Below are 25,018 nucleotides of genomic sequence, written 5' to 3'. Positions count from 1 at the left end.
GGCGGCGTCCGTCCTAGAAGGCCTTGGTCAGCGACACTGTGTAGTTACGCGGCGCGCCGTAGCGATATTGGCTGAAGTAACTGATCTGGCTGCGGTAGGTCTCGTCGAAGAGGTTGTCGACATTGACCTGCACCGACAGGTCGTCGGTGAACCTGTAGCGCGCCATCAGATTCACCAGGGCGAACGATTTCTGTTCGATCCGCGTGGGGGCGCCGCTGACCGGGTTGGCGGCCAGGGAATAGATGGTGCTGCGCCAGTTTACGCCGCCGCCGATGCTCAGGCCTTCCAGCGGGCCTTCGAAGCGATAGGTGGTGAACACCGCGAAGCTCTTGCGCGGCTGGTCGGTGTTGACCTTGGCGCCGTTGGCGTCTTCGACCTCGAACTGGGCGTAGGCGGCGCTGACGTCCCAGTTCGGCTGCACGCGGCCGAGCAGTTCGTATTCGAAGCCCTGGCTCTCGGCGCCTTGGGAGGCCCGGTAGGCCTGTTCCGGCGGAGACGATCCCGGAACCGTCTGACCCGTCGGCTGGCCGAGGCCATCCTGCTCGATCTTGAAGACCGAGAGCGACGACTGCAGGTTGTCGTTCAGGAACGCGCTCTTGAGGCCGATCTCGTAGGCCTTGCCCTTGATGGGATCGAGCACCTTGGCGTCGATGTCGCGCAGGTTCTGAGGCTGGAAGATTTCCGTGTAGCTGCCGTAGAGGCGGTGGTTCGCCGTCAGGTCGTAGAGCACGCCGACGTAGGGGATGACGACGTCGTCCGACTTGTAGCTCTCGGCCGCGCCGCCGTTGATGCCGTTGCGCTCCCACTGGGAAAGGCGGGCGCCGCCGATCACCTTCAGTTGGTCGGAGATGTTGAGGCGGGTGGCCACGAAGACGCCCGACTGCTTGGTCTCGTTGTCGGTGTACTGGGTCGGGGCGGCGGCGAAATCCGGCTTCGGGAAGTCGCCGTTGAAGGTGAAGAGGTCGGTCATCGGCGCGAAGGCGTTGGGGCCGCCGGCCACGAAGTAGGAGACGTCCGACACCTGCTTGCTGGCCAGGGCGCCGACGGTCAGCTCATGCTCGCGGCCGAACAGCGCGTAGTCGCCGTGCAGCTGGACATCCAGGCTGTCCTGGGTGGTCTGGCCGTTGGCCTTGTAGGGGTAGGTCGCCAGGCCGAGGCCGGTGGCGCGGTCGAGGCTGCCGAAGACGTAGAACAGCTGCGAGTTCTGCTCGTTGAGCAGCCGGTTGTAGTTGACGCTCAGCCGCCAGTTGTTGGCGAAGGTGTGCTGCAGGTTGGCGAAGACGTTGGTGTTCTCGGTGTCCCAGTACGCCCAGTTGGCGGCCGTATTGGTGGAGACGGGCAGCCTGGTCAGGCCGCCGTCGGTGTAGAAGGTGGGCAGGGCGCCCCAGAAGGCGGCGTTCGGCGCGGTGACCTGCGAGCTGGCGCCGGCGCGTAGCAGGGTGGAGTCGGTGAGATCGGCTTCCACGACGCCGTAGAGCACGTGCTTCTCGGTGCTCTGGCGGTCGAAATAGGTGTCGCCCTGTTCGTACTTGGCGACGAGGCGGCCCCGGATCCGCCCGTCGTTCAGCGCGCCCGAGAGGTCGGTCTCGACGCGGGCCTTGTTCCAACTGGCCAGGGTCCCGGTGACCGAGCCCTTGAACTCGCGGCTGTCGGCGTGCTTGCGCACGAGGTTGATGGAGCCCGAGGGATCGCCCGCGCCGGTCAGCAGGCCGGTGGCGCCGCGGACGATCTCGATGCGCTCGTAGATCGAGACGTCGGCGACGGTTTCGCCGGAATCGCCGGCCAGCGACCATGAGGTCGGCACGCCGTCGATCTGGTAGTTCTTGATCTCGAAGCCGCGGGCGTTGAACACGTTGCGCACATCGTCGACCTCGATCATCGAGACGCCGGCCGTGTTGCGCACGACGTCGGAGATGGTGGAGAGGTTCTGGTCCTTGATGCGCTGTTGGGTGATGACCGTCACCGACTGCGGCGTTTCGCGCACCGACAGCCCGAGGCCGGTGGCGGTGTCGATCTTCTTGTCGACGGTGTAGAGGCCGGTGACGACCACCTCGTCGACGGTCGCGGTCTCTTGCGCGTGGGCCATGTTCGCGGCGCCCATGAGGGCGACGCCCGCCAGCAAGCTCAGTCTAAAGCGCAAGTTTATCCCCTGAAATAAGGCGGGCGCGACCGACCGCACCGTCCTGCAAATGCGAATTCCTCGCAATAGCAGTCGATATTGCTTCGCACAAGCAAGCGCTTTGCGCGATCCTGAATCTGTTGCGCATGGTGCGGGTGCGTCCGGCCATGGCGGGCGAGGCGCCGTCGCCGATCCCGGCGGGCATGGCCCCGATGGAGGCCGGCGAAATCGTGGTGCGGGCGAGCGCCAACGGCGTGTTCGAACTGGCGCCGAAGTAGGCGCGCTAATCCGCCGGCGGACGCTGAGCGGCCCATTCGAGCAGGGCGTCGAGGGCGGGGCACATGGCCTGGCCCCATTCGGTGAGGCGGTATTCCACCCGGGGCGGCACCTGCGGGTAGACCGTCCGCTCGACGATGCCGTCGGCTTCGAGATCGCGCAGCTGCTGGATCAGCATCTTCTGCGAGACGCCGGGGATCGCGCGCTCCAGCTCGGAGAAGCGCAGCACCGCCTTGGCGAAGAGATGGAAGACGATGACCATCTTCCAGCGCCCCTCCAGCATGCGGAAGGCGGCTTCGACGCCGGTCGCCGCCATGTCGGGGGTGACGTCGTCCAGCTTACCTGTGGGTGAGTACCCTACAATTTTGTCAGTTCTTGCCATGTGCGCAGTATAGACCCAATTCGACGGTCCCCACCAGCGAGGACCCGCGCCATGACCGTGAAACTGCCCCAACCCATCGTCGACTACTTCCGGGCCGCGAACGGCGACGACCCGGCCGCCGTAGCGGCCGGTTTCAGCGAAGCGGCGCTGGTGCGCGACGAAAAGCAGGATCATCGCGGACGCGAAGCCGTGAAGGCCTGGGCCGAGGAGACGCGGCGGCGCTACAGCTTCCACGCCGAGCCGCGCAGCTTCGAGGCGACGCCGGACGGCGGGACGGTGACGGCGCATGTGACGGGCGACTTCCCCGGACGGCGCGCGGACCTGCGCTACCGCTTCAGGCTGGACGCCGGAGCGATCGCCGAGCTGGAGATCGTTCCCCGGCCGGCGAACGCCGAGTTCCTGGGGCGCCGGGTGCTGGTGACAGGGGGCACGCAAGGGATCGGCGCGGCCGTGGCGCGCCGGCTGGCGGACGCGGGGGCGAGCGTATTCCGCACCGCGCGGACGAGGCCGGAGGGGCTGGGGCGGCCCGAGCTCTTCAAGGCGGCCGACCTCGCCACGGCCGAGGGCGCCGCCGAGGTCGCCGAAGCGGTGCTCGCCCAGTTCGGCGGCGTGGACCTGGTGATCCACAACGTCGGCGGCTCCGGCGCCGGGCGGCGGGTTCGCGGCGCTGAACGACGGCCATTGGGCCGACGCGCTCAACCAGAACCTGCTGGCCGCCGTACGCCTCGACCGGGCGCTGCTGCCCGCGATGATCGCGCAGGGCTACGGCGTCGTCGTGCATGTGAGTTCGATCCAGCGGACCCTGCCGCTGTATGAGTCGACGCTGGCCTACGCGGCCGCCAAGGCGGCGCTGAGCAACTACAGCAAGGCGCTGTCGAACGAGGTGGGGCCGCAGGGAGTACGCGTGCTCAGCGTCGCGCCGGGCTTCACCGAGACCGACGCCGCGGCCCGCATGATCGAGCGGCTGGCGGCGGCGGAGGGCGGCGATGTCGCCAGCGCCCGCGAGGGGCTGATGCGCGCCCTCGGCGGCGTTCCGGTGGGGCGGCCGAACACGCCGGAGGAGGTCGCCGACCTGATCGCCTTCGTCGCGGGCGACCGCGCGGCGACGCTGCACGGCGCGGAATTCGTGATCGACGGGGGCACGACGCCGACCGTCTGAGAGGTCGCTTGCATCGCGCGAGATAATTCCATATTACACGAAATATGGAATCTAACGGCGCCATAGAGACTTTGGCCGCCCTGGCGCACCCGGGGCGCCTGGCGGTGTTTCGCCTGTTGATCCAGGCGGGGGCGGAGGGCGCGGCGGCCGGCGAGATCGCCCGGCGGCTGGAGACGCCGGCCAACACCATGTCGGCGCAGCTGGCGATCCTGGCGCGGGCCGGGCTGATCGCCGCGCGGCGCGACGGCCGCTCGATCGTCTACGCTGTCGAGTTCGACCAGGTGCGCGATCTGGTGCAGTTCCTGATGGAAGACTGCTGCCAGGGCAGGCTGGAGGCCTGCGCGCCGGTGACGACCGCCGTGGCGTGCCGCTGATGGTTCGACGGCTGGTCGCGGAGGGGCTGGGGACGGCGCTTTTGCTGGCCGTGGTCATCGGCTCGGGGATCATGGGCGAACGCCTGGCCGGTGGGAACGCGGCCTTGGCGTTGCTGGGCAACACCCTGGCGACCGGCGCGGCGCTAGTGGTGCTCATTTCCGTGTTCGGGCCGGTGTCGGGGGCGCATTTCAATCCGGCGGTGACGCTGGTGTTCGTCGCGCGGCGCGCGCTGAATCCGGCGACGGCCGCCGGCTATGTCGCGGTGCAGACGGCGGGCGCCGTCGCGGGCGTCGTGCTGGCCCACGCCATGTTCGCCGAGCCGCTGTGGCAGGTCTCGACCCATCTGCGGGACGGGCCGGCTCAGGCGCTGTCGGAAACGGTCGCCGCCTTCGGCCTGGTCGGGGTGATCCTCGGCAGCCTGCGTTTCGCCCCGGCGACGACGCCGATGAACGTTGGCCTCTACATCACCGCCGCCTATTGGTTCACCGGCTCGACCGCCTTCGCCAATCCGGCCGTGACCCTGGCGCGGACGTTGAGCGACACCTTCGCCGGCATCGCGCCGGCGTCCGCCCCCGCCTTCATCGCCGCCCAGGCGATGGGCGCCGCCATTGCCGCCGGCGTGTTCGGCTGGCTGTTCAAGGAGCCCGCAACCGCATGAGCGACGCGTTTCCGATCACCATCTTCCACAATCCGAAGTGCGGCACCTCGCGCAACACGCTGGCGATGATCCAGGCGGCGGGCTACGCGCCGACCGTGGTCGAGTATCTGATCGCGGGCTGGACCGAGCCGCAGCTGAAGGACCTGCTGGCCGGCTTGCGGATGACGCCGCGCGAGCTGTTGCGGGAGAAGGGGACGCCCGCCGAGGCGCTGGGGCTGCTGGCGCCGGAGGCGACGGACGAGGAGATCCTGGCCGCGATGGTGGAGCACCCGATCCTGGTGCAGCGGCCCATCGTGCGCACGCCGCTGGGCGTGAAGGTGTGCCGGCCGTCGGAGGTGGTGCTGGAGCTGCTCGAGCGGCGGCCGGAGAGCTTCACCAAGGAGGACGGCGAGGTGGTGAAGGTGAAATAGCGGTCGCGGCTCCGCGTCTGCAATCGCCTCATCCTGAGCTTGTCGAAGGACGAGGCGACGCAGGGCGGTGAGTGAAATCCTCGTCCTTCGACAAGCTCAGGATGAGGATTTCAGGGACAAGCGGGCTTTTAGCCGAAGATCGCTTTCGCGGTTTCGGCGGCGTAGCGGCCCTGCCAGCGGGCGCCGGCCAGTTCGTCTTCGTCGGGCATGCGCAGGCCGTCGCCGCCGGTGATGGTGGAGGCGCCGTAGGGGCTGCCGCCGCGGATCTTGTCGACGCCCATCTGGCCGGCGAAGGCGTAGGGCAGGCCGACGATGCGCAGGCCGTGGTGGAAGAGGTTAGTCAGGATGGAGAACTGGGTCAGCTCCTGGCCGCCGTGCTGGGTGGCGGTGGAGGTGAAGGACCCGCCGACCTTGCCGACCAGGGCGCCCTTGGCCCACAGCGGGCCGGTCTGATCCCAGAACGCCGCCATCTGCGAGGCGAGGCGGCCGTAGCGGGTGCCGACGCCGACCAGGATGGCGTCGTAGTTCACCAGATCGTCGACCGTGGCGACGGGGGCTTCCTGGTCGAGCTTGAAGCCGGCGTTCTTGGCCACTTCCGGCGGCGCGGTCTCGGGCACGCGCTTGATGTCGACCACGGCGCCTTCGACTTCGCGGGCGCCTTCGGCGACGGCCTTCGCCATGGCCTCGATGTGACCGTAGGACGAATAGTAGAGAACGAGAACTTTAGGCATGGCGGCCTCCGGCTTGGGTGACTAACTGCACGACATGGATAGGGCCGTTTCGGCGATCTGTCACTATCACTGTTGCGAAATAATCATGACCTCACCGATTGAAGACGCCATCCTCGCCCTGCTGGCCGAGGTTCCGGCCGGCAAGAGCATCGACCCCATGAACGTGGCCAAGCGCGTCGATCCGGACAGCTGGCGGCATCGGCTGGGCCATGTGCGGGTCGAGGCGGTGAACCTGGCCAAGACCGGTCAGATCGTGATCCTGCGCCATAACAAGCCGGCTGACCCGGAACGGTTCCGCGGGGTCTATCGGCTGCGGCTGCCGCTGGAGGGGGATGTCATTCCCAGCGGGGCGGCGGTTGAGGACGATGAGGACTAGCTCCTCCCCCTCTCCCTCGAAGGGGGAGGGGCGGGGGCGGGGCGGGGGTGATCGCACCGAGTTTCGGTTCGGGTCTGTGGGGGCGCCGCCTGTTGAGTTTGTTTGGATGAGCTTTGCCGACACCCCCATCCCCGACCCTTCCCCCTTCGAGGGAGAAGGGAGCTTGAGCGCGATCCTCGCCGAAATCCGCGCTTGCCGGGCCTGCGCGGCGGAGTTGCCGCACGAGCCGCGGCCGGTGGTGCGGGTGACGGCCGAGACGCGGCTGTTGATCTGCGGCCAGGCGCCGGGGCGGCGGGTGCATGAGAGCGGCCTGCCGTTCGACGATCCCTCGGGCGACCGGCTGCGGCAATGGATGGGCGTCGACCGCGAGACCTTCTACGGCCCGGCCATCGGGGTGGCGGCCATGGCCTTCTGCTTTCCGGGAACCAATCCCAAGGGCGGGGACTTTCCGCCGCCCCCGCGCTGCGCCGATCTGTGGCGGCGGCGGCTGATGCAGGCCCTGCCGCGGATGGAGCTGACCCTGCTGGTCGGCGGCTATGCCCAGGCCTGGGCGCTGGGCGACCGGGTGAAGGCCACGATGACCGACACGGTCGCGGCCTGGCGCGAGTACCTGCCGGACAATGTGCTGGTCATGCCCCATCCGTCCTGGCGCAACACCGCCTGGCTGAGGCGCAATCCCTGGTTCGAGGACGAGGTGACGCCCTATCTTCGCCAACGTGTCGCAATGATGTTGGGCCGATGAGACGCCGCACGTTCCTCGCTGGACTGGGCCTGCCGCTGGCCGCCGCCGCCTGTGCGCCGGCGGTGCAGACCATCGCGACGCCGGGCCTGGGATTTTCGGGGCCGAGGCTCGAGGACGACGCCTTCGTCAGCTACGACGGCGCGCGCCTGGGGTTGACGAGCTGGATGACCGTTGTCGAGCCGGAGACGGTGATCGTCGGGCTGCACGGCTTCAACGACTATTCCAACACCTTCCACCTGGCTGCCCCGTGGTGGGCCGAGCAGGGGATGGCCACCTACGCCTTCGACCAGCGCGGCTTCGGCCGCTCGCCCGGGCGCGGGGTGTGGGCGCCGGCCGAGGTGATGACCGAGGACCTGCGGGTCTGCGTCGACCTGGTGCGCCAGCGGCATCCCAGGGCGAGGATCGTCGTCGCCGGGGTGAGCATGGGCGGCTCCGTGACCATCGCGGCCTTCGCCTCCGACCGGCCGCCGGCCGCCGACCGGGTGGTGCTGCTGGCGCCGGGGGTCTGGGGCTGGTCGGTCCAGCCGCTGCCCAACAAGACGGCCCTGTGGCTGACCTCGCACACCATCGGCTCGCGGGTGATCAATCCGCCCGAATGGGTGCTGCGCAATGTGCGGGCCTCGGACAATACCGAGGAGCTGATCCGCATGGGGCGCGACCCGCTGATGATCTGGGGGTCACGCTTCGACACCATGTGGGGTCTGGTCCGCCTGATGGATATCGCCTGGTCGGGCGCCGGGAAGATCGACCCGCCGGTGGGCTATTTCTACGGCGCGCTGGACGACGTGATCCCGCGCGAGCCCACCGAACAGGCGGCGCGGCGGCTGAAGCCGACCGACCGGACGGCCTATTACGAGCACGGCTACCACCTGCTGCTGATCGACCGGCAGCGTCAGCGGGTGATGGAGGACGTGGCGGCGTTCATCCGCGACCCGAGCGCGCCGCTGCCCTCGAACCCGCCGCCGATCCGCAACCTGCCGAGACGGAAGGTGTGAGGCCTAGAAGGGGAAGAAGATCGGGATGGCGATCATGGCGGCCGCCCAGGTGGCGAGATTCAGCGGCAGGCCGACGCGGACGAAGTCCAGGTAGCTGTAGCCGGCCATGTTGTAGACGAGCACGTTGGTCTGGTAGCCGAAGGGGGTCGCGAAGGCCGCCGAGGCCGCCATCATCACCGCCACCAGGAACGGACGGGGGTCCACCCCCAGGCTTTCGGCCAGGGCGACGGCGATCGGGGTCATCAGCACGGCGACGGTGGCGTTCGACAGCAGTTCGGTGGCGAACAGCGTGACCCCATAGAGCACCGCCAGGGCGCCGAGGGGACCCAGGGGGCGGATGACGTCGATCAGGCGTCCGGCGGCGGAGGCGGCGAGGCCGGTGATCTCCATGGCGGTGCCGATCACGACCATGCCGGCGATCAGCAGCAGGATTTCGGGACGCAGGCCGGCATAGGCCTCGTCCGGCGTGATGACCTTGATGAGGATCAGGACCACGGCGCCGGCGAAGGCGGCCGCCGCGATGGGCGCCCAGCCGAAGGCCGCCGAGGCGATGACCCCGGCGAAGACCAGGAAGGACAGCAGCGCCGGCCGCAGGCGGAACGGGCGATCGGCTGCGCCGTACAGCGCGACGTCGCCGAGGGCGGCGTCGCCCGAGCCGTCGGGCAGGTTGCGGGCCTCGCCCAGGCGCAGGCGCGGTCGGGACGGGGCGTCGGACTCCTCGCGCGCGGCGGCGCCCTGCAGCTGACGGGCCCCGACGAAGTACAGCCAGAGGCCGCCGACGGAGGCGATGACCAGGCCGACGGGCGTGATCTCGAACAGGCTGAAGACCGGCTGGCCGGCGTTGCGGGCCATGTCGTTGACCAGCAGATTGGTGGAGGTGCCGATGAGGGTGAGGAGCCCGCCCATGACGGTGACATGGCTGAGCGGCATCAGGAACCGCTTGGGCGACAGGCCGAGGGAGCGGGCGACGTCGCGGATCACCGGGGCGGCGAGGACCACCACCGGCGTGTTGTTGAGAAAGCCGCCCACCGAACCGCAGAGGCCGATGACGATCCAGATTCCCAGCGCGCCGATCCGCGAGGACATGCGCGTGGCCTGGCGGATCAGGAGGCCGAGCAGGCCGGAGAGCTCGATCGCGTAGGCGATCACGAACAGCCCCGCCAAGGCGATCACGGCGGGGCTGGCGAAGGCGCCCTGCACCTCCACCGGGCGCACGACGCCGAGCACGAGCAGCACGGCGGCGCCCATCAAGGCGACGACGTCGGCCCGCATCCGCCCGTGGATCATCAGTCCCACGACGCCGACAAGCACGACCAGCGCGACGATCTGGTCAAAGGTCATGCCCCCTTTGCAGCGTGGCCCCGGCGGCGAGGTCAATCGGAAAATTTCGCCCGCCGCCCTAGCTTCGGCGCCGTCGCGTGGTAGGGACGTGCCATGTTCAAGGCGATCGACCTGCGCTTCGGCGTGTCGTGCGCCGTGCTGGGGCTGGCCCTGGCGGGGTGCGACCGTAAAGCCGAGACGCCCTCCGCGCCGCCGGTCGCGGCGCCGCCGCCGACCCCGGCTCCGGCCCTGACGCCCCCGACCCTGGGGCGACTCGACCTGCTGAGCGCCATCGCCGCCGCCCGCTCGGCCTACGCCGCCGGCCAGACCGACGCGGCCGAGTCGCTCACGGGGCGGCAGTTCACCATCCGCCAGCCGTTCGGCTGCGCCGGGCCCGCCGCTCAGAGCCGTGAAGGGGAGGCGAGATGGAACCCCGACCCGGAGCGCAGGACCATCGAAATCCGCCTGACGCCGGCGGACTGGACGAACGCTCCCGTGCTGGCCGGCGCCGGCGGGGCGTGGGAGGCGGTGGAAGGCTTCTGGCTGAGCCGTCCCTGGCTGCTGGCCGACGGTTGCCCCACCCCGACGATCAGGCCGGCGACGGAGCCGGCGGCGCCCGGCGCGATCGCCACCGCCCCGGTCTCGGGCCTCGCCGCGGTGTTCAAGACCGGGGGATCCCGCGTCGGCCGCCGCGACGGGCGGGCCTATGAACTCACGCTGCGGGGCGATCCGGTTCCCGAGCCGCCGGTCGGCGGCTATCGCCTGTTGATCGAAGGGCGCCTCGTGGCCTTCCCGGACGGCCGTTCCATCCGCTGCCAATCGCCCAGCGCCGATGTCGAGCCCGTCTGCGTCGCCGCCGCGGACGTCGATCGGGTGGCGATGGAGGACGCGTCCGGCAAGCTGCTGCGCGAGTGGCGACGGGGTTAAGTCCGAAGGCGCGCCGCAATGCTCGCGCGAGGTTGTCCGGCGCAACAATTTGAAACTGCAAGTGCAGCGCGGGTTCTTATATTCATTGTGGCGGCCACGGGAGATTGTTTCGCCCGGCGGTCAAAGTCATCCATAGGAACGAGCCGCAAGTCATGCCGAAGTTCGCCGCCGGTGTTGTCAAATTTCAGCAAGAAGTGTTCCCGGGTAATACGGCCCTATTCGAAAAGCTGGCCAAGGGTCAGTCGCCGGAAGCCCTGTTCATCACCTGCTCGGATTCGCGCATCGAAACCGGCATGCTGACCCAGAGCCAGCCGGGCGACCTGTTCATCGTGCGCAACGCCGGCAACATCGTGCCGCCGCACTTCCAGGGCGCGGGCGCGACCACGGCGGCCATCGAATACGCCTGCGTGGCCTTGAGCGTGCCGCACATCGTGGTCTGCGGTCACACCAAGTGCGGCGCCATGAAGGGCGCCATGAACCTGGACGCGCTGGACGCCCTGCCGCACGTGAAGGAGTGGCTGTCGTACTCAAAGGCGGCCGTCGACATCACCAACGAGCTGGGCAAGGACCTGGACGACGACGCCCGCGACCTGCTGCTGCTGGAGCAGAACGTGATGCTGCAGCTGGCGCACCTGCGCACCCACCCGGCCGTGGCGGTGCGCCTGGCGCGCGGCGACCTGCGCCTGCACGGCTGGGTCTACGACATCGCCGACGGCGAGGTGTACGCCTACAATGAAGAGGGCGAGACCTTCGAGCCGGTGAGCAAGGTCTACGCCGCCGAGGTGGCCAAGCACCTGGCGCTGCACACCCACGATCATGACTAAGGCCGGCGGACCGGGACGACGGTTTTGGGGCGGGCTCAGGTCCGCCCTTTCCGTTTCGAGGCTTCCAAGACCGCGAGACGGGAGCTAGGGCGTTCGCGCCGCCGCCCGCCGCGCGGCCCAGGTGCTGAGGCCGATGCCGGCGGCGATGAGGGCGAGGCCGGCGGCGTGGAAGGCGTGGAAGCGTTCGCCGAGCAGCAGCACGGCGAGGACCGCGCCGAACACCGGCTGCAGGTGCATGAACTGGGTGGCGCGGGCGGGGCCGATCAGCTCGACGCCGCGATTGTAGAACAGATAGGCCAGGAACGACGGGAAGACCGCGACATAGGCGACGCCGCCGATGACCGCCGGGGTGATCGGCTGCGTCTGGCCGGTGACGACGTCGGCGAGGAAGAAGGGCGCCAGCAGCAGGGTCGAGGCGGCGCTGATCGCCCACAGCAGGCTGAGGGGCGAGACGGCCGGCCGCCGCTTCAGCAGCAGGGAGTAGGCGGCGTAGAGCACGACGGCGATGGCGATCAGGCCGTCGCCGATGTTGAGCCCGACGTGCAGCAGGTCCCAGGGGCGGCCCTGGGTGATGACCGCGACGACGCCGAGCATGGAAAGGGCGATGCCCGCGACCTCGCCGCGACCGGTGCGTTCGCCGAGGGCCAGCCAGCCGAGCAGCATGACCAGGGCCGGGATGGCCGCCTGCAGCAGAATGCTGTTCAGCGCCGTGGTGGTGTGCAGGCCGAAGTAGAGCAGGGCGCCGAAGGTGGTGACCCCGGTGAGGGCCAGGGCGAAGATCATCAGCCAACGGCGGCGAAGCTCCGGCAGGTCGGCCTTGAGGCCGCGCCAGGCGAAGGGCGTGACCAGCAACAGGGCGACGAACCAGCGCCAGAACGACAGGCTGAACGGCGGGATCGAGTTCGCCAGCGCCCGGCCGACGATGGAGTTGCCGGCCCAGAACAGCACGCTCAGCGTCAGCAGCAGGGGCGCGGCGCGCCAGACGGAGAACGGCTTGGACGGCATGCGCCCGGTGAAGCAGACCGGGCGACGGCGCGCAACCTCGTGCGCCGCCGCCCGGGCGGCGGCGTTTAGGGCACGTCGCGCACCGTGGGCTCGCGGGCCCAGATGCGGCCCGACGCGGCGGTGGTGATGAAGTCGTCGACCGAGGCCGTGGCGAGCGAGATCACGCCGGGGTCGGCGTCGGGCGTGGCCTCGGCGAGGCCGCCCTTGACGAACAGCGGCGTCGCGGTCGGCAGGTAGGCGATCACCTTCAGGTGGCCGAAGGCGTCGCGCACGAAGTTCACCGCCTCCGACATCGTCGCCAGCTTGGCGCCGCCCTCCAAGGAGGGGGCGAGGACGACGGCGTCGAACAGCACCGAAGGGCCGCCCTCGACCTTGTGGTCGACCGGCATCTGCTCGCCCGCGGCGGTGACGACGCCGCCGATCTTAGGACCGATCAACTGCAGCCTGGCGCCGGCCGCCCCGACCGCGGCCCTGAGTTCGCCGATCAGGGCGTCGTCCACGCCGTCGCTGACCAGGCAGCCGATCTTGCGACCTTCCAGGGTCGGCGGCGTCTTGGCGACGATGCTGAGGGCGGGGGAGGGGTCCATGTCGCTCGCCGGCACGGGCGCCTCCGCCGGGGTGATCGGCTCCAGCATGCCGAGGCCGCCGGCCACGCGCAGGGCCAGGGTCTCGTCGATGTGGACGAGGCGCGACAGCATGGCCTGGCGAACGCGGGGCACGACGCACTTCGAAAGCTCGAACACCAGGGCCGAAACGATGTGGTTCTGCTCGGGCGCAGTCTGGCTGCGGAAGAACAGGCGCGCCTGGGTGTAGTGATCGGCGAACGTCTCCGACCGCACGCGCAGTTGTTCGCCGGCTTCGGGATTGGGGAAGGTGCGATAGCCGCCCTGAGCGTCCTCGTGCTTGATGTCCGGCCCGAGGCTGGACGGCTCGTAGTTCACCTGTCCCCTGGGGACGGCCATCTGCATATGGCCGTCGCGCTGCAGGTTGTGGAACGGGCAACGCGGCTGGTTGATCGGGATCTGGTGGAAGTTCGGCGAGCCCAGGCGCTTCAGCTGGGTGTCCTGATAGGAGAACAGCCGGCCCTGCAGCAGCGGGTCGTTGGTGAAGTCGATGCCGGGCACCACGTGGCTGGCGCAGTAGGCGACCTGCTCGGTCTCGGCGAAGAAGTTGTCCGGGTTGCGGTCGAGCACCATGCGGCCGACGACGCGCAGGGGAATGACCTCCTCGGGGATGATCTTGGTGGCGTCGAGGACGTCGAAGCCGAACTGCTCAGCCTGTTCGGCGGTGAAGGTCTGCAGGCAGAATTCGTATTCGGGGAAATCGCCGGCCTCGATGGCTTCCCAGAGATCGCGACGGTGGAAATCCGGATCGGCGCCGTTGATCTTCACCGCCTCATCCCAGACCACCGATTGGGCGCCGAGCTTGGGCCGCCAATGGAACTTGACGAAGGTGGAGGCGCCCTCGGCGTTGACCAGGCGGAAGGTGTGGACCCCGAAGCCTTCCATCATCCGGTAGCTGCGCGGGATCGCCCGGTCGGACATGATCCACATGATCATGTGCATGCTTTCGGGGGTCAGCGAGATGTAGTCCCAGAAGGTGTCGTGCGCGGTCTGGGCCTGGGGGAACTCGCGGTCGGGATCCTGTTTGGCGGCGTGGACCAGGTCGGGGAACTTGATGGCGTCCTGGATGAAGAAAACCGGGATGTTGTTGCCGACGAGATCGAAGTTTCCCTCGTCGGTGTAGAACTTCACCGCGAAGCCGCGAACGTCCCGCGCCAGATCGAACGAGCCCTTGTTGCCGGCGACGGTGGAGAAGCGGGTGAACACCGGCGTGCGCTTGCCGACCTCGCCGAGGAAGGCGGCGCGGGTGATGTCCGAGCAGTCGTCCAGGCATTCGAAGAAGCCGTGCGCCGCCGAGCCCCGGGCATGGACCACGCGCTCGGGAATACGCTCGTGGTCGAAGTGCATGATCTTTTCGCGCAGGATGAAGTCCTGCAGCAGCACCGGGCCGCGCGGGCCGGCCTTCAGCGAGTTCTGATTGTCGCTGATCGGGACGCCCTGGTTGGTGGTCAGCAAGGTGTCGACGCCGTCGGCCTGCTGATGCAGTTCGGCCCCGGCGCCGAGAGCGGTTGGGGGCGTGGTGGCGGGCGGCTCGCCGGCGGTGGCTTGGCGCGCGGCCTTGGGGTCGGCCGGCTGGGGCTTGGTGGTCTTGGCCATGATGATCCTCGCGGCGCTGTGCGCCTGACTGAAGGGAAGCGAGTTAGGCGAGAGGGGCGAGCGCGGGCGGCGGAGCGAGCATCGCCATCAGCTCGGCCTTGCGGGCGGCGAGCTTCTGGCCGAGATCGACGAGGTCGAGATCGGTGGCGCGCACCTCCGGGAAGAGTTCGCCCTCCTCCTCCTCGACGTGGTGACGGACCTGTTCGCCCAGCACCTTGACCTTGGCGTCGTACAGCGGCTGGCCGGGAGCCATGGCCTCGATCTGGGCGACCAGGTTCTTCGCGCCCATGTGTTCGACGGTGGCTTCGTCCAGCAGGTCGAAGTCGCCGGTCTTCTCGCGAGCCGGCGGGTAGAACAGCTCTTCCTCGATCTGGGCGTGCACCTTCAGGGCCAGGCAGATCTTGTCGGCCAAGGCCTTCTTGTCCGCGTCTTCGGTCAGGTCGTCGTACTGCTCGAACCAGGCTTCGACTTCGCGGTGGTCGGCTTCGAGCAGGGCGAGCGCGTCGGGCGCAGCGGCGGGCTTGGATGCGGATTTCGGTTTTGCGGCGCGCGCGGCCTTGCGCGTGGCTTTGGTCTTGCTGGTGACGGCCATGAGCCCCTCGCTGTGCTGTGTCGCGCTTCACAACCCGACAGCGAGCAGGCCGTTCCTGAGTCATCTCTCCGACAGTTTTTTCTCTCGAGGCGCCAGTGGAACCGGCCGCGCCCCAGGGGTTTGCATCGACGTGGATTTTCTCAACACGAGCGGCGCTCCGAGTTGGCTTGGCTGGTCGAAATATTCCTCCCAATCGCGAACCCGCGAGGACGACCCTATCCCGTCGCCATGTTCGACCTGCTGCAACGCGGTTTGACGGTCAGGTTCGGCGGGGTGACGGCCTTCACCCGCGCACCGGCGAAGGGGCGCTGGAGGAAGGGCGAACGCCAAGAGCACGATGACATCCTGATCATCGAGGTGATGACGCCGAACCTCGACGCCGCCTGGTGGCGCGACCTGCGAGCCCAGCTCGAAGTCGTGATGCAGCAGAAGCAGATACTCCTGAGGGCGCACGAGGTCCGGCGCCTGTGAGCGGCGCGGGCCGTTCAGTGCGCCGGCGGTCTCGGGACGGCGAACGAGCGGACTTCCTTGGCTTTCAGCGCCGTCTGGTCGGCTTTCTTGCCGTTCTGCGGCTCGGGGGCGGAACGCGTGAAGGCGTTCTGCATCGGAAGCTGCTGTTGGAACCCGCTGGTCATCACGCTTCTCCCTAGGTTCGGGGCGGTCGTCATGCCGCCGCCTGCAAATCGTTTTCGGCGTGGACGGTCACCTTGACGGTGAGGGTCGAGCCTTCCGGGTCGCCGACGATGGCGCCGCTGATCGGGGCGGCCTGGTCGGGGGTGCGGGTGACGGCCACGGGGATCAGATTCGGCGATTCCGCCAAGCCGTTGGTGGGGTCGAATTCGGTCCAGCCGAGGTCGGGCAGGAAGACCTCGCACCAGGCGTGGGTGGCGCCGGCGCCGCGCGCGGCGGTCTCGGCGTCGCGGCCGGGGTCGAGCCTGGCGCTGTAGAGATAACCGGTGACGAAGCGCGCGGCGAAGCCCAGGCGGCGCAGGGACTCGACCATCAGCCAGGCGAAATCGCGGCAGGTTCCGCTGCGCTGGGCGAGCGTGTCGCCGGGCGACTGCGTGCCTTCGGCCGTGCGGGCGTTGTAGCCGAACTGGGCGTGGATGTCGGAGTTCAGCCGCATGACGAAGTCGAGGGCGGTGTCTTCCGGGCGCAGCTTGCCGCGCGCCCAGCGCAGGACGGCGTCGTGGGGGTCATCCTCCGCCGGGGCCATGAAGGGCTCGAGGACGAGGCGGTCGGCGCGGTCGTAGACGATGGGCAGGACGGATCGCGGATCGTCGAGGGTGAGCGGGGCCAGCGGGGCGGGGAAGCGCTCGATCAGCAGGCGGCTCGTCACCACCAGGCTGGAGGCCTGCCCCATGGGCTGCAGCCAGCAGACGCAGTTCCCGAGGGCGTCGTAGACCCAGCGAGTCTGACCGCCTGGAGAAAGCTCCAGCGAGGCGCTGACGATGCGGATGGCGTGGCTGTCGCGCGGGCGCAACAATAGGCGGTGCGGGCCAAAGCCGACCGGTCGCCCGTAATCGTAACGGGTTTCGTGCAGGATGGAGAGGCGCGTCACAGTGACCGCCGAACGTCATGGGGCGAGGAGGGTTCCGAAGGCGCGAAGCGTCGGTTCGACTAAAGCAGCGAGGTCTGTCGGAAGACGGCGGGCAAGGTCTTGGGCGCGGTGATCCTCAGCTGCTTGTGGATGCTCGTGCGGCCGAAAACCACCTCGATCGCCGAGGGAGAGACATCGAACTGCCGTGCCAGGAAGCGGACCATGTGATCCGTCGCGCGTCCCATCTCGGGGCTCGCGGTGACGCTGACCTTAAGCTGCGCGCCCTTGGGCTTGCCGATCGCGTCGCGGCTGGCGCTCGGCGTCCCGAGGATGTTGACCACCAGCGTGTCGCCTTCCCACCAATGGAAAGGGCCGTCGGCGCCGGTCGGCGAGCGGCCCTTGGCGTTCCGCCCGGTCAAGCCGCCTCCATCGCGCCGGGATGCCGCCGAACCATGCAAAACCTCCACCGGCGACGCAGCCGATCCCAAAGCGGGGAGCATCTTTTTATGTCTACAGGCAATTTATTGACCTATAAATAGATGTTTTGTACATCACCTTGATGCTTCCATCCACCCTGTTGCGCGCCGCCTGGGCGCTGCTCGGCCATGCCTGACGGCTCGTCAACCGCGCACCTCTATCGGCCGAAACTCGCGACGATATTGCGCGAAGGATACGGCGCCGGCGACCTGCGCGCCGACATCGCCGCCGGGCTCACGGTCGCCGTCGTCGCCTTGCCGCTATCTATGGCGATCGCGGTCGCCTCGGGGGTCACGCCCGAGCGCGGACTCTACGCCGCCATCGTCGGCGGGGCGCTGGTCTCGGCGCTCGGCGGCAGCCGGGTGCAGATCGGAGGGCCGGCCGGGGCGTTCATCGTGCTGGTGGCCTCGACGGCTGCGAGCCTGGGTCTGCCCGGCCTGCTGACCGCCGTCCTCCTGTCCGGAGCGATGCTGGCCCTGCTGGGGTTTCTCCGTCTCGGCTCGCTGGTGCGGCATATGCCACACGCCGTGACGGTGAGCTTCACCTGCGCCATCGCCGCGGTCATCGCCGCCAGCCAGCTGAAGGATTTCGGCGGCCTGCGCCTGTCGGGGCCGGAGCCCGGGGAGTTCTTCCCGAAGCTGGAAGCCCTGGCCAGGGCGGCGTCGAGCATCAACCCGTGGGCTCTTGGATCGGGATTCGGCGTCGTGGCGATCATCCTCGGCCTGCGCAGGCTGAGGCCAGGCTGGCCGGGTATGCTGATCGCCGTCGTCGCGGCGTCGGCCGCCGCCTGGGCCTTGGGCCTGCCGGTGGAAACCATCGGCAGTCGTTTTGGCGGCATACCGCGCGGCCTGACCGCGCCGGCCCTTCCGCCCCTGGACACGGCCACGGTCCTGCGGGCTCTGCCCGCCGCGATTTCCTTCACCCTCCTGGGCGCGGTCGAGAGCCTGCTGTCCGCCAAGGTCGCCGACAGCATGACCGGACGCCGGCATCGCTCGAACATGGAGCTGGTGGCTCAGGGCGTGGCCAACGTCGGCTCGGCCGTGTTCGGCGGCATTTGCGTCACCGGCACCATCGCGCGAACGGCGACCAACGTGCGGGCCGGGGCGCACAGCCCGGTGTCGGGCATCCTGCACGCGCTCTTCCTGCTGGCCTTCATGGTGGTCGCCGCGCCGCTGGCCGCCTACATCCCGTTATCGGCCCTGGCCGGAGTGTTGCTGGTGGTCTGCTGGACCATGGCCGAGAAGGCGGAGTTCGCCAGACTGCTGAAGTCCTGGCGAACGGCCGTGGTGGTGCTCACGACCTTTGCGGTCACCCTGCTGCACGACCTGACCAGCGGGATCGTCGCCGGCTGCGTGCTGGCCGCGCTGCTGGCCTTGCTGCGCCGACCGGTTCCCGAAGAAGGGGCGTGACGCCCAGGCGGTCGCCGCGCCCGATGTCAGCCCTTTTCGATCAGCCGCACGCCGCGTCCCTCGCCGGCGCTGCGGGCGCCGGGGCCGATCAGTTCGACGCCGCCGGCGTTAAGGGCGCCGACCACCTTCTCCAGGCTGTCGACCACCGCGCGCACCGATCCTTCCGACGATTCCATGCGCTGGACGGTGGGGAGCGAAATCCCCGCGCGCCGGGCCAATTCCTTCTGGTCGATGCCGAGCAGCGCTCGGGCCGCCTTCATCTGCGCGCCGGTGATCATTCGCCGATCTATCGTGATGCGCCGCGCCTCTACAAGCCCCTTGCCGACGGCGGCTTTCCCGATGGCCCGAGGGCGCGCCGCAAACGCCGGGAGGCGGCCCAGCGCCGGGCTACATCTCAAGAATGATTTCAAGGCCGGTTGTATTGATGGTTGACACATCAGGAGGCCGGATCGGACAAGGACCCGTCGAAGCGTCATCCGCGGGCGATCCCGCCACGACCGGCGCTTGAGGGGCGCGCCTGCCGGGTCGATCCGGTCTTTGGCGCCGAGCCGAAGGAGATCCGCCCATGGCCGTCCATCCGCTGGTCGCCGGCCTGCGATGCCGCTGCCCGAATTGCGGAGAAGGGCCCCTGTTTCGCGGCTTCCTCAAGGTCCGCGAGCGCTGCGTGAGCTGCGGGGCGGACCTCACGCAGGCCGACTCCGGGGACGGGCCGGTGGTCTTCATCTTGCTGATCGTCGGCGGCATCGGCTGTTTCGGGCTGCTTTTCACCGAGGTGGCCTTGCGCCTGCCGGTCTGGATCGAACTGGCGATCTGGCTACCCGTGATGGCCGTGATGACCCTGGCCGCGATACGGCCGTTCAAGGCCGTGCTGATCGCTCTGCAGTTTCACAACCGGGCGTCGGAGGCCGGTCGCGGCGATGAACGGCCCTGAGACTCCGAAGTCGGGGCGGTGAGACCGGACGGGCGCAAAAGGGCTATGGAAACTTAGCCTTAGCGAGATTTCGCTCGACGGAACAAATGAAGAACAATAGGGTCCCGTCATGGCCCTGTTGGACCTCAAGCGCAAGCTCGCCATCCTCTCCGACGCCGCGAAGTACGACGCCTCCTGCGCCTCGTCGGGGGCGGCCAAGCGCGACTCGATGGGCGGGCGGGGGATCGGTTCGACCGAGGGCATGGGCATCTGCCACGCCTATGCGCCGGACGGGCGGTGCATCAGCCTGCTGAAAATCCTGCTGACCAACTTCTGCGTCTACGACTGCGCCTATTGCATCAACCGGGTGTCTTCGAACACGCCGCGGGCGCGGTTCAGCGTGCAGGAGGTCGTCGACCTGACGCTGAACTTCTACAAGCGGAACTACATCGAGGGGCTGTTCCTCTCGTCCGGCATCATCCGCAACGCCGACTATACGATGGAGGCGCTAGTCCGGGTGGCGAAGTCGCTGCGGCTGGACCATGACTTCCGCGGCTACATCCACCTGAAGCTGATCCCCGAAGCCTCGCCGGCTCTGGCCCTGGAGGCCGGGCTCTACGCCGACCGGGTGTCGATCAACATCGAGCTGCCGAAGGACGAGAGCCTGCAGGCGCTGGCGCCCGAGAAGCAGGCCGGCGACATCAAGCGGGCGATGGGGCGGGTGCGGCTGGCCATCGAGGACACGACCGAGACTAAAGCCACGCGGGCCAAGCCGCCGAAGTTCGCCCCAGCCGGGCAGTCGACGCAGCTGATCGTGGGGGCCGACAGCGCCGCCGACGGCGACATCCTGGCGCGCAGCGAGACGCTGTACGGGGCCTATCAGCTGCGGCGGGTCTATTATTCCGCCTTCAGCCCCATCCCGCAGTCGTCGTCGAACCTGCCGCTGAAGCGGCCGCCGCTGATGCGCGAGCATCGGCTGTACCAGGCCGACTGGCTGATGCGGTTCTACGGCTTCACCCGGGCCGAGATCGCCGATCCGGGCGAGAACCTCGATCTGACGGTCGATCCGAAGACCGCCTGGGCGCTGAAGAACCGGGGCGACTTTCCGGTGGACGTGAACACCGCCGACCGCGAGCGGCTGCTGCGCACGCCGGGGCTGGGGACCCGGGGCGTCGACAAGCTGCTGGCCGCGCGGCGGCACAAGCGGCTGACGCTGGACGATGTGGCGCGGATCTGCGGCAACGTCGCGCGTTCGAAGGCCTTCGTCGTGGCCGAGGGTTGGTCGCCGCGCGCGCTGACCGACAGCGGCGGGCTGGACGCGGCGGTGCGGCGGGCGGAGCCGGCCGAGCAGCTGAGTCTGTTCTGATGCGGCTGGTGCGGCTGGCGTCCGAGATCGACTTCGACGGCTGGCGCGCGGCGGCGCGCGGGCTGCGCCAGGAGGGCGTGGGGCCGGAGGAGGTGCTGTGGAGCGTGGATGCCTCACAGTTCTCCCTCCCCCTTGATGGGGGAGGGGCAGGGGTGGGGGTGACCTCGGCGGATCAGCTTGAACTTTCGGGTGTGGCTGAAGCTCAGCAGTCACCCTCACCCCTGCCCCTCTCCCATCAAGGGAGAGGGAAATCGTTTTCCGTGCCCCGCACCTTCGTCGACCTCGCCGGCCTCGCCATCCTGCACCGCTCGCCGGACAGGTTCGCGCGGCTCTACAGCCTGCTCTGGCGGCTGCAGCGGGAGCCGCATCTGATGGAGGTGGCGTCCGATCCCGAGGTCGCCAAGCTGGGCGAGATGGCGCGGGCCGTCTCGCGGGCCAGCCACAAGATGAAGGCGTTCGTGCGCTTCCGGTTGATCGAGGGGACGGACCCGGAAGCCTACGCCGCCTGGTTCGAGCCGCCGCACCGGGTGGTGGAACTGACCGCGCCGTTTTTCGCGCGGCGGTTCGCCAACATGGCCTGGTCGATCCTGACGCCGGACGCCTGCGCCCACTGGGACCAGACGCTGCTGACCTTCACACCGGGGGCCGACCCAGCCGACGCGCCGGGCGAGGACGCGCTGGAGGCGGCGTGGACGACCTACTACGCCTCGATCTTCAATCCGGCGCGGCTGAAGCCGAAGATGATGCAGAAGGAGATGCCCAAGCGGTACTGGAGCAACCTTCCGGAAGCGAAACTCATTCCGGAGCTGATCGCCCAGGCTGAAAGGCGAACCGACCTCATGGTGGCCGCCCCGCACGTCCAACCCTCGACCCGCGCCCTGAAGGCGCAGCTGCGCCGCCAACGCGACGCGACCTATGACGACCTGTCGCCGGACACGCTGGAGGGCGTGGCGGCGGGCGTCCAGCTCTGCGAGCGTTGCCCCCTGTACAAGGACGCGACCCAGGGCGTGCCGGGGGAGGGGCCGAAGTCGGCGCGGCTGATGTTCGTCGGCGAGCAGCCGGGGGACCAGGAGGATCTGGCCGGGCGGCCGTTCGTGGGGCCGGCGGGGCAGGTGTTCGACCGCGCCTGCGCCGAGGCCGGCGTCGACCGCGCGCGGGCGCTGGTCACCAACGCGGTGAAGCACTTCAAGCACGAGCTGCGCGGCAAGCGCCGCATTCACAAGACACCGGACCGGGGCGAGGTGCAGGCCTGTCGCTGGTGGCTGAACGCCGAACGGGCGATCGTGCGGCCGCGGGTGATCGTGATGCTGGGCGCAACGGCGGCCTATGCGGTGACCGGCAAGCAGACTCCGATCGCGGCCAATCGCGGAGTGGTGCTGCCGCTGAGCGAGGGGGCGAAGGGTGTGGTGACCTACCACCCGAGCTTCCTGCTGCGCCTGCCGGACGAGGCTGCGAAGAAGAAGGCGTACGCGGCGTTCGTGGAGGACCTGCGGTTCGCGGCGGGGTTGGTGGGTTAGGAAGTTCGACGCGCCGTCAGGTCAGGTTGCGTCAGATGAAAACTATCGTCCGGCGGAAGCTCCCACGAGAAGCGTCCCCGACGGTCCGGCCAGAAGAGTTGGAGGCAGGGGACTTCCAGCGACCCGTAGAACCATTGGGTCCAGCCGATGAAGTCGCCGTAGTAGCTTTTGGCCATCGGTTTCAGGATGACCGGATAGCCTTCCAATACGTCCAAAATGATCCTGTCGGTGGGCAACCACCCGCTTTCCGATAGGAGGCGGTCAATATTGCACAACACCTGATGTCCCACCTTGCCAGGTAGGAAGGTGAAAACCTCCGGACGACCGTGCCTTAGCCAGAACCCCGTGCTGTAGGCAAACCCCGGCCCTTCGTCGTCATCCTCGACCGTAGTGGCGGCCCAACCGAACTTGCGCACCTTGTCGAGGAAGCTGCGTTCGCCGTCGTCGAGTAGGTGGTCCGGCGTGTCGAGTTCCGTTCTCATAGTGCTCCCGCTTCCCGCCGCATCGCGAACTCCCGATCAATCGTCTCGCCCACCGGGTAGTCGAATTCGCCCATCTTCTCGAAGCCGTAGCGGGCGTAGAAGCGTTGGGCCCGGTGGTTGAGGGACCAGACGCCGAGCCAGACGGGGCGGCGGTCGGCGGCGAGCCAGGCGAGGGCTTCTCGCATCAGGCGCGGGGCGAGGCCGGCGCCCTGGGCGGACCGGGCGACATACAGGCGGTGAAGTTCGACGGCGTCGGGCTCAAGTCCGTCGACAGGCAACTCGCTGGGGCCGGCGAGGCAATAGCCGACCGGCCGGCCCGCTGCGTCCTCCGCCATCCAGATCGCCAGCTCGGGATCGACCAGCCATTCGGCGTAGGCGGCGGGCGAGTGGCTCTTGGCGATGAAGGCTGTGATGTCGGCGTCGGAATAGGGAATGCCGAAGCCGCGCACGAAGGTGTCGAGGAACAGTTCGGCCGAGAGGGCGGCCAGGGGTTCGGCGTCGTCGGCCGTCGCGCGGCGGATGGCGATTTCACCGGTCTGGGGTAGGCTGTCGGTCATGGCCTTCGCCCTCTACACCCACCCGGACATGTTCGACCATCGTCCCGGCGAGGGGCACCCCGAGCGCCCGGAGCGGCTGGGCGCGGTGGTCGATGCGTTGCAGGACGACGCGACCCTGGACTTCGAGGCGCGCGAAGCGCCGGTCGTCGACACGGCCGACCTGGAAAGGGTGCATCCGGCCGCCTTCGTGAAGCGCGCCCTGGCCGCCGCGCCGCATTCCGGACGGGCGGCGCTCGATCCCGACACAATGCTTTCGCCCGGCAGCATCGTCGCCGCGCGGCGGGCGGCCGGGGCCGTGGTGCAGGCGGTGCGCGACGTGGCGAGGGGCGACATCGACCGGGCGTTCTGCGCCGTGCGGCCGCCGGGGCATCACGCCGAGCCCGAGACCTCCATGGGGTTCTGCGTCTTCTCCAATGTCGCCGTGGCCGCGCGGGCGGCGCAGGACGCGGGGCTGGCGCGGGTGGCGGTGGTGGATTTCGACGTCCACCACGGCAACGGCACCCAGGCGGCGTTCGAGCGCGACCCGAGCCTGTTCCTCGCCTCGGTGCACCAGTCGCCGCTGTATCCGGGGACGGGCGATCCCTCCGAGCGCGGGGTGGGCAACATCGTCAACGCCATCGCCCCGCCGCATGCGCCGCGCGAGCGCTGGCGGGCGGCGTTCGAAAGCCTGATGGCGCCGCTGGACGCCTTCGCGCCGGACATCGTCCTGATCTCGGCCGGGTTCGACGCCCATGCGCGCGATCCCCTGGCGGCGCAGTCGCTGGAGGCCGAGGACTTCGCCTGGGCGACGCGCGCCATCGCGGCCGTGGCGCGGGCGCGGTGCGGCGGGCGGGTTGTCTCGTCCCTGGAGGGCGGCTACGACCTTGAGGCTCTGGGCCGCTCGGCCCTGGCCCATGTGAGGGCGCTGCAGGAGGGCTGATGGGGACGGCCGCGACTCCGCCTGCGCAGGCAGGCGCCGTCACGCGCAGCGGCGCGATCGTGCTGGCGCGCCACGGCGAGCCGGACCTGTCGCGCAAGGTCCGCTTCAGCGCCAAGGCCTATGGCGAATGGTGGGGCGTCTACGAAACCAAGGGCCTGCGGCCCGGCCAGAGCCCGCCGGCGGACCTGGTCGACTACGGCCGTGGGGCCGGCGCCCTGGTCGCCTCGATCCGTCCGCGCTCCATCGAGACGGCCCGCGCCGTGGTCGGAGAGCGCGTGTTCGCCATCGATCCGCTGTTCATCGAGGCGCCGCTGCCGCCGCCGCCGTTTCCCGGATGGGTGAAGGCCTCGCCGAAGGTCTGGGGCTTTCTCTCGCGGTTCTGGTGGTGGTTCTTCAACAACCATCGCGGCCAGGAGAGCCGCAAGGCGGCCGAGGCGCGGGCCGAACAGGCCGCCGACGTGCTGGAGGCCTTGGCCGCCGAGGGCCAGGACGTGCTGGTGATGGCGCACGGCTTCTTCAACACCATGATCGGCCGCAGCCTGCAGTCGCGCGGCTGGAACCTGACCGAGAACCAGGGCTACGGCTACTGGGCGATGCGCCGGTTCGAGCGGGGGTGATCCGCGGTGCGTCGCCTCGTCCTTCGACAGGCTCAGGATGAGGCGATTGTAGACCCGACGCCCAATGAAATCCTCATCCTGAGCTTGTCGAAGGACGAGGATTTCACCCCGCCA

The 25,018-nt window shown here is 69.0% G+C and carries 30 protein-coding genes and 1 pseudogene; 18 read left to right on the top strand and 13 right to left on the bottom strand.

Features of this window, described 5'->3' with window-relative positions; genetic code table 11:
- Positions 1–13: 13 nt before the first annotated feature.
- The gene (locus ACFLIT_RS10655) at positions 14–2,086 is read right to left on the bottom strand and encodes a TonB-dependent siderophore receptor (RefSeq protein ID WP_479911211.1); all 2,073 of its coding nucleotides are present in this window, start codon (positions 2,084–2,086) and stop codon (positions 14–16) included.
- A 179-nt stretch (positions 2,087–2,265) separates the two neighbouring features.
- On the opposite strand from ACFLIT_RS10655, the gene ACFLIT_RS10650 reads away from it, so the two are divergent.
- The gene (locus ACFLIT_RS10650) at positions 2,266–2,397 is read left to right on the top strand and encodes a hypothetical protein (RefSeq protein WP_479911210.1); all 132 of its coding nucleotides are present in this window, start codon (positions 2,266–2,268) and stop codon (positions 2,395–2,397) included.
- Positions 2,398–2,402: 5 nt separating this feature from the next.
- Here the strand turns inward: ACFLIT_RS10650 and ACFLIT_RS10645 are convergent, their stop codons facing one another.
- Positions 2,403–2,711 carry a winged helix-turn-helix transcriptional regulator gene (locus ACFLIT_RS10645; protein ID WP_479911209.1) on the bottom strand — a complete coding sequence of 103 codons (309 nt, stop codon included), beginning with the start codon at positions 2,709–2,711 and terminating at the stop codon, positions 2,403–2,405.
- Between the two features lie 117 nt (positions 2,712–2,828).
- Between ACFLIT_RS10645 and ACFLIT_RS10640 the strand changes: the two are divergent.
- The 5 genes and pseudogenes from ACFLIT_RS10640 to arsC form a co-directional block, all read left to right on the top strand.
- Positions 2,829–3,365 (top strand): annotated as a pseudogene (locus tag ACFLIT_RS10640) (SDR family NAD(P)-dependent oxidoreductase); the annotation flags it as partial.
- A 79-nt stretch (positions 3,366–3,444) separates the two neighbouring features.
- Positions 3,445–3,936 carry an oxidoreductase gene (locus ACFLIT_RS10635; protein WP_479911516.1) on the top strand — a complete coding sequence of 164 codons (492 nt, stop codon included), beginning with the start codon at positions 3,445–3,447 and terminating at the stop codon, positions 3,934–3,936.
- Between the two features lie 44 nt (positions 3,937–3,980).
- Positions 3,981–4,310, top strand: coding sequence for an ArsR/SmtB family transcription factor (locus ACFLIT_RS10630; protein WP_479911208.1), 330 nt, complete (start codon positions 3,981–3,983; stop codon positions 4,308–4,310).
- Entirely contained in the window at positions 4,310–4,969 is a 660-nt protein-coding gene (locus tag ACFLIT_RS10625) for an aquaporin (RefSeq protein ID WP_479911207.1), read from the top strand. The genes ACFLIT_RS10630 and ACFLIT_RS10625 overlap by 1 nt, the downstream gene beginning before the upstream one ends.
- On the top strand, positions 4,966–5,379 hold the full coding sequence (gene arsC / locus ACFLIT_RS10620) for an arsenate reductase (glutaredoxin) (RefSeq protein ID WP_479911206.1): 414 nt from the start codon (positions 4,966–4,968) through the stop codon (positions 5,377–5,379). The genes ACFLIT_RS10625 and arsC overlap by 4 nt, the downstream gene beginning before the upstream one ends.
- Before the next feature lie 128 nt (positions 5,380–5,507).
- Here the strand turns inward: arsC and wrbA are convergent, their stop codons facing one another.
- Positions 5,508–6,110, bottom strand: coding sequence for an NAD(P)H:quinone oxidoreductase (gene wrbA, locus ACFLIT_RS10615; protein ID WP_479911205.1), 603 nt, complete (start codon positions 6,108–6,110; stop codon positions 5,508–5,510).
- An 85-nt stretch (positions 6,111–6,195) separates the two neighbouring features.
- On the opposite strand from wrbA, the gene ACFLIT_RS10610 reads away from it, so the two are divergent.
- The 3 genes from ACFLIT_RS10610 (at position 6,196) to ACFLIT_RS10600 (ending at position 8,223) form a co-directional block, all read left to right on the top strand.
- Positions 6,196–6,486: a DUF3253 domain-containing protein gene (locus ACFLIT_RS10610; protein ID WP_479911204.1), complete on the top strand. Its 291-nt coding sequence runs from the start codon at positions 6,196–6,198 to the stop codon at positions 6,484–6,486.
- Between the two features lie 106 nt (positions 6,487–6,592).
- Positions 6,593–7,228 (top strand): uracil-DNA glycosylase family protein, encoded by a 636-nt coding sequence (locus ACFLIT_RS10605; protein ID WP_479911203.1) that lies wholly within the window; start codon positions 6,593–6,595, stop codon positions 7,226–7,228.
- Positions 7,225–8,223 carry an alpha/beta fold hydrolase gene (locus tag ACFLIT_RS10600; protein WP_479911202.1) on the top strand — a complete coding sequence of 333 codons (999 nt, stop codon included), beginning with the start codon at positions 7,225–7,227 and terminating at the stop codon, positions 8,221–8,223. Before ACFLIT_RS10605 ends, ACFLIT_RS10600 begins: the two co-directional genes overlap by 4 nt.
- A 3-nt stretch (positions 8,224–8,226) precedes the next feature.
- On the opposite strand, the gene ACFLIT_RS10595 is transcribed toward ACFLIT_RS10600, so the two are convergent.
- Positions 8,227–9,564: an SLC13 family permease gene (locus tag ACFLIT_RS10595; protein WP_479911201.1), complete on the bottom strand. Its 1,338-nt coding sequence runs from the start codon at positions 9,562–9,564 to the stop codon at positions 8,227–8,229.
- Between the two features lie 93 nt (positions 9,565–9,657).
- Here ACFLIT_RS10595 and ACFLIT_RS10590 point away from each other — a divergent pair, with 93 nt between their 5' ends.
- Both ACFLIT_RS10590 and ACFLIT_RS10585 read left to right on the top strand, forming a co-directional pair.
- Positions 9,658–10,470, top strand: coding sequence for a hypothetical protein (locus tag ACFLIT_RS10590; RefSeq protein ID WP_479911200.1), 813 nt, complete (start codon positions 9,658–9,660; stop codon positions 10,468–10,470).
- A gap of 152 nt (positions 10,471–10,622) precedes the next feature.
- Positions 10,623–11,294: a carbonic anhydrase gene (locus ACFLIT_RS10585; protein ID WP_479911199.1), complete on the top strand. Its 672-nt coding sequence runs from the start codon at positions 10,623–10,625 to the stop codon at positions 11,292–11,294.
- Positions 11,295–11,378: 84 nt separating this feature from the next.
- Here the strand turns inward: ACFLIT_RS10585 and ACFLIT_RS10580 are convergent, their stop codons facing one another.
- The 3 genes from ACFLIT_RS10580 to ACFLIT_RS10570 all read right to left on the bottom strand — a co-directional run bounded on the left by ACFLIT_RS10580 (position 11,379) and on the right by ACFLIT_RS10570 (position 15,110).
- A complete protein-coding gene (locus ACFLIT_RS10580) occupies positions 11,379–12,299 on the bottom strand; it encodes a DMT family transporter (protein WP_479911198.1) in 921 nt (306 codons plus the stop codon).
- A 65-nt stretch (positions 12,300–12,364) separates the two neighbouring features.
- A complete protein-coding gene (locus tag ACFLIT_RS10575) occupies positions 12,365–14,518 on the bottom strand; it encodes a catalase (RefSeq protein ID WP_479911197.1) in 2,154 nt (717 codons plus the stop codon).
- Positions 14,519–14,561: 43 nt separating this feature from the next.
- Complete coding sequence (locus ACFLIT_RS10570; RefSeq protein ID WP_479911196.1) at positions 14,562–15,110, bottom strand: hemerythrin domain-containing protein; 549 nt, start codon at positions 15,108–15,110, stop codon at positions 14,562–14,564.
- 228 nt (positions 15,111–15,338) lie between these two features.
- On the opposite strand from ACFLIT_RS10570, the gene ACFLIT_RS10565 reads away from it, so the two are divergent.
- Positions 15,339–15,581, top strand: coding sequence for a hypothetical protein (locus ACFLIT_RS10565; RefSeq protein WP_479911195.1), 243 nt, complete (start codon positions 15,339–15,341; stop codon positions 15,579–15,581).
- Positions 15,582–15,595: 14 nt separating this feature from the next.
- Here the strand turns inward: ACFLIT_RS10565 and ACFLIT_RS10560 are convergent, their stop codons facing one another.
- The 3 genes from ACFLIT_RS10560 to ACFLIT_RS10550 are packed head-to-tail and all read right to left on the bottom strand — an operon-like array spanning position 15,596 to position 17,069.
- Positions 15,596–15,745 carry a hypothetical protein gene (locus ACFLIT_RS10560; RefSeq protein WP_479911194.1) on the bottom strand — a complete coding sequence of 50 codons (150 nt, stop codon included), beginning with the start codon at positions 15,743–15,745 and terminating at the stop codon, positions 15,596–15,598.
- A gap of 29 nt (positions 15,746–15,774) precedes the next feature.
- Positions 15,775–16,671, bottom strand: coding sequence for a transglutaminase family protein (locus ACFLIT_RS10555; RefSeq protein WP_479911193.1), 897 nt, complete (start codon positions 16,669–16,671; stop codon positions 15,775–15,777).
- A 59-nt stretch (positions 16,672–16,730) separates the two neighbouring features.
- On the bottom strand, positions 16,731–17,069 hold the full coding sequence (locus ACFLIT_RS10550) for a DUF167 domain-containing protein (protein WP_479911192.1): 339 nt from the start codon (positions 17,067–17,069) through the stop codon (positions 16,731–16,733).
- A 240-nt stretch (positions 17,070–17,309) separates the two neighbouring features.
- On the opposite strand from ACFLIT_RS10550, the gene ACFLIT_RS10545 reads away from it, so the two are divergent.
- A complete protein-coding gene (locus ACFLIT_RS10545) occupies positions 17,310–18,536 on the top strand; it encodes a SulP family inorganic anion transporter (RefSeq protein WP_479911191.1) in 1,227 nt (408 codons plus the stop codon).
- 26 nt (positions 18,537–18,562) lie between these two features.
- On the opposite strand, the gene ACFLIT_RS10540 is transcribed toward ACFLIT_RS10545, so the two are convergent.
- A complete protein-coding gene (locus ACFLIT_RS10540) occupies positions 18,563–18,814 on the bottom strand; it encodes a helix-turn-helix domain-containing protein (protein ID WP_479911190.1) in 252 nt (83 codons plus the stop codon).
- Between the two features lie 287 nt (positions 18,815–19,101).
- Between ACFLIT_RS10540 and ACFLIT_RS10535 the strand changes: the two genes are divergently transcribed.
- The 3 genes from ACFLIT_RS10535 to ACFLIT_RS10525 all read left to right on the top strand — a co-directional run bounded on the left by ACFLIT_RS10535 (position 19,102) and on the right by ACFLIT_RS10525 (position 22,329).
- On the top strand, positions 19,102–19,467 hold the full coding sequence (locus ACFLIT_RS10535; protein ID WP_479911189.1) for a DUF983 domain-containing protein: 366 nt from the start codon (positions 19,102–19,104) through the stop codon (positions 19,465–19,467).
- Between the two features lie 109 nt (positions 19,468–19,576).
- Positions 19,577–20,812 carry a putative DNA modification/repair radical SAM protein gene (locus tag ACFLIT_RS10530; RefSeq protein ID WP_479911188.1) on the top strand — a complete coding sequence of 412 codons (1,236 nt, stop codon included), beginning with the start codon at positions 19,577–19,579 and terminating at the stop codon, positions 20,810–20,812.
- On the top strand, positions 20,812–22,329 hold the full coding sequence (locus tag ACFLIT_RS10525) for a UdgX family uracil-DNA binding protein (protein ID WP_479911187.1): 1,518 nt from the start codon (positions 20,812–20,814) through the stop codon (positions 22,327–22,329). The genes ACFLIT_RS10530 and ACFLIT_RS10525 overlap by 1 nt, the downstream gene beginning before the upstream one ends.
- On the opposite strand, the gene ACFLIT_RS10520 is transcribed toward ACFLIT_RS10525, so the two are convergent.
- Both ACFLIT_RS10520 and ACFLIT_RS10515 read right to left on the bottom strand, forming a co-directional pair.
- Positions 22,326–22,811 (bottom strand): DUF4262 domain-containing protein, encoded by a 486-nt coding sequence (locus tag ACFLIT_RS10520; protein WP_479911186.1) that lies wholly within the window; start codon positions 22,809–22,811, stop codon positions 22,326–22,328. The genes ACFLIT_RS10525 and ACFLIT_RS10520 overlap by 4 nt on opposite strands.
- Positions 22,808–23,368, bottom strand: a complete 561-nt coding sequence (locus ACFLIT_RS10515) for an N-acetyltransferase family protein (protein ID WP_479911185.1) — start codon at positions 23,366–23,368, stop codon at positions 22,808–22,810. The genes ACFLIT_RS10520 and ACFLIT_RS10515 overlap by 4 nt, the downstream gene beginning before the upstream one ends.
- Between ACFLIT_RS10515 and ACFLIT_RS10510 the strand changes: the two genes are divergently transcribed.
- The gene (locus ACFLIT_RS10510; RefSeq protein WP_479911184.1) at positions 23,367–24,287 is read left to right on the top strand and encodes a histone deacetylase family protein; all 921 of its coding nucleotides are present in this window, start codon (positions 23,367–23,369) and stop codon (positions 24,285–24,287) included. The two genes, ACFLIT_RS10515 and ACFLIT_RS10510, sit on opposite strands and share 2 nt — an antisense overlap.
- Positions 24,287–24,904 (top strand): histidine phosphatase family protein, encoded by a 618-nt coding sequence (locus tag ACFLIT_RS10505; protein ID WP_479911183.1) that lies wholly within the window; start codon positions 24,287–24,289, stop codon positions 24,902–24,904. Before ACFLIT_RS10510 ends, ACFLIT_RS10505 begins: the two co-directional genes overlap by 1 nt.
- The last annotated feature ends 114 nt before the right edge of the window (positions 24,905–25,018 follow it).

The organism is Caulobacter sp. HJHS_5 (assembly GCF_056683955.1).
The sequence above is the reverse complement of the archived record's forward strand: the minus strand, read 5'-3'. Positions and strand labels throughout refer to the sequence as shown.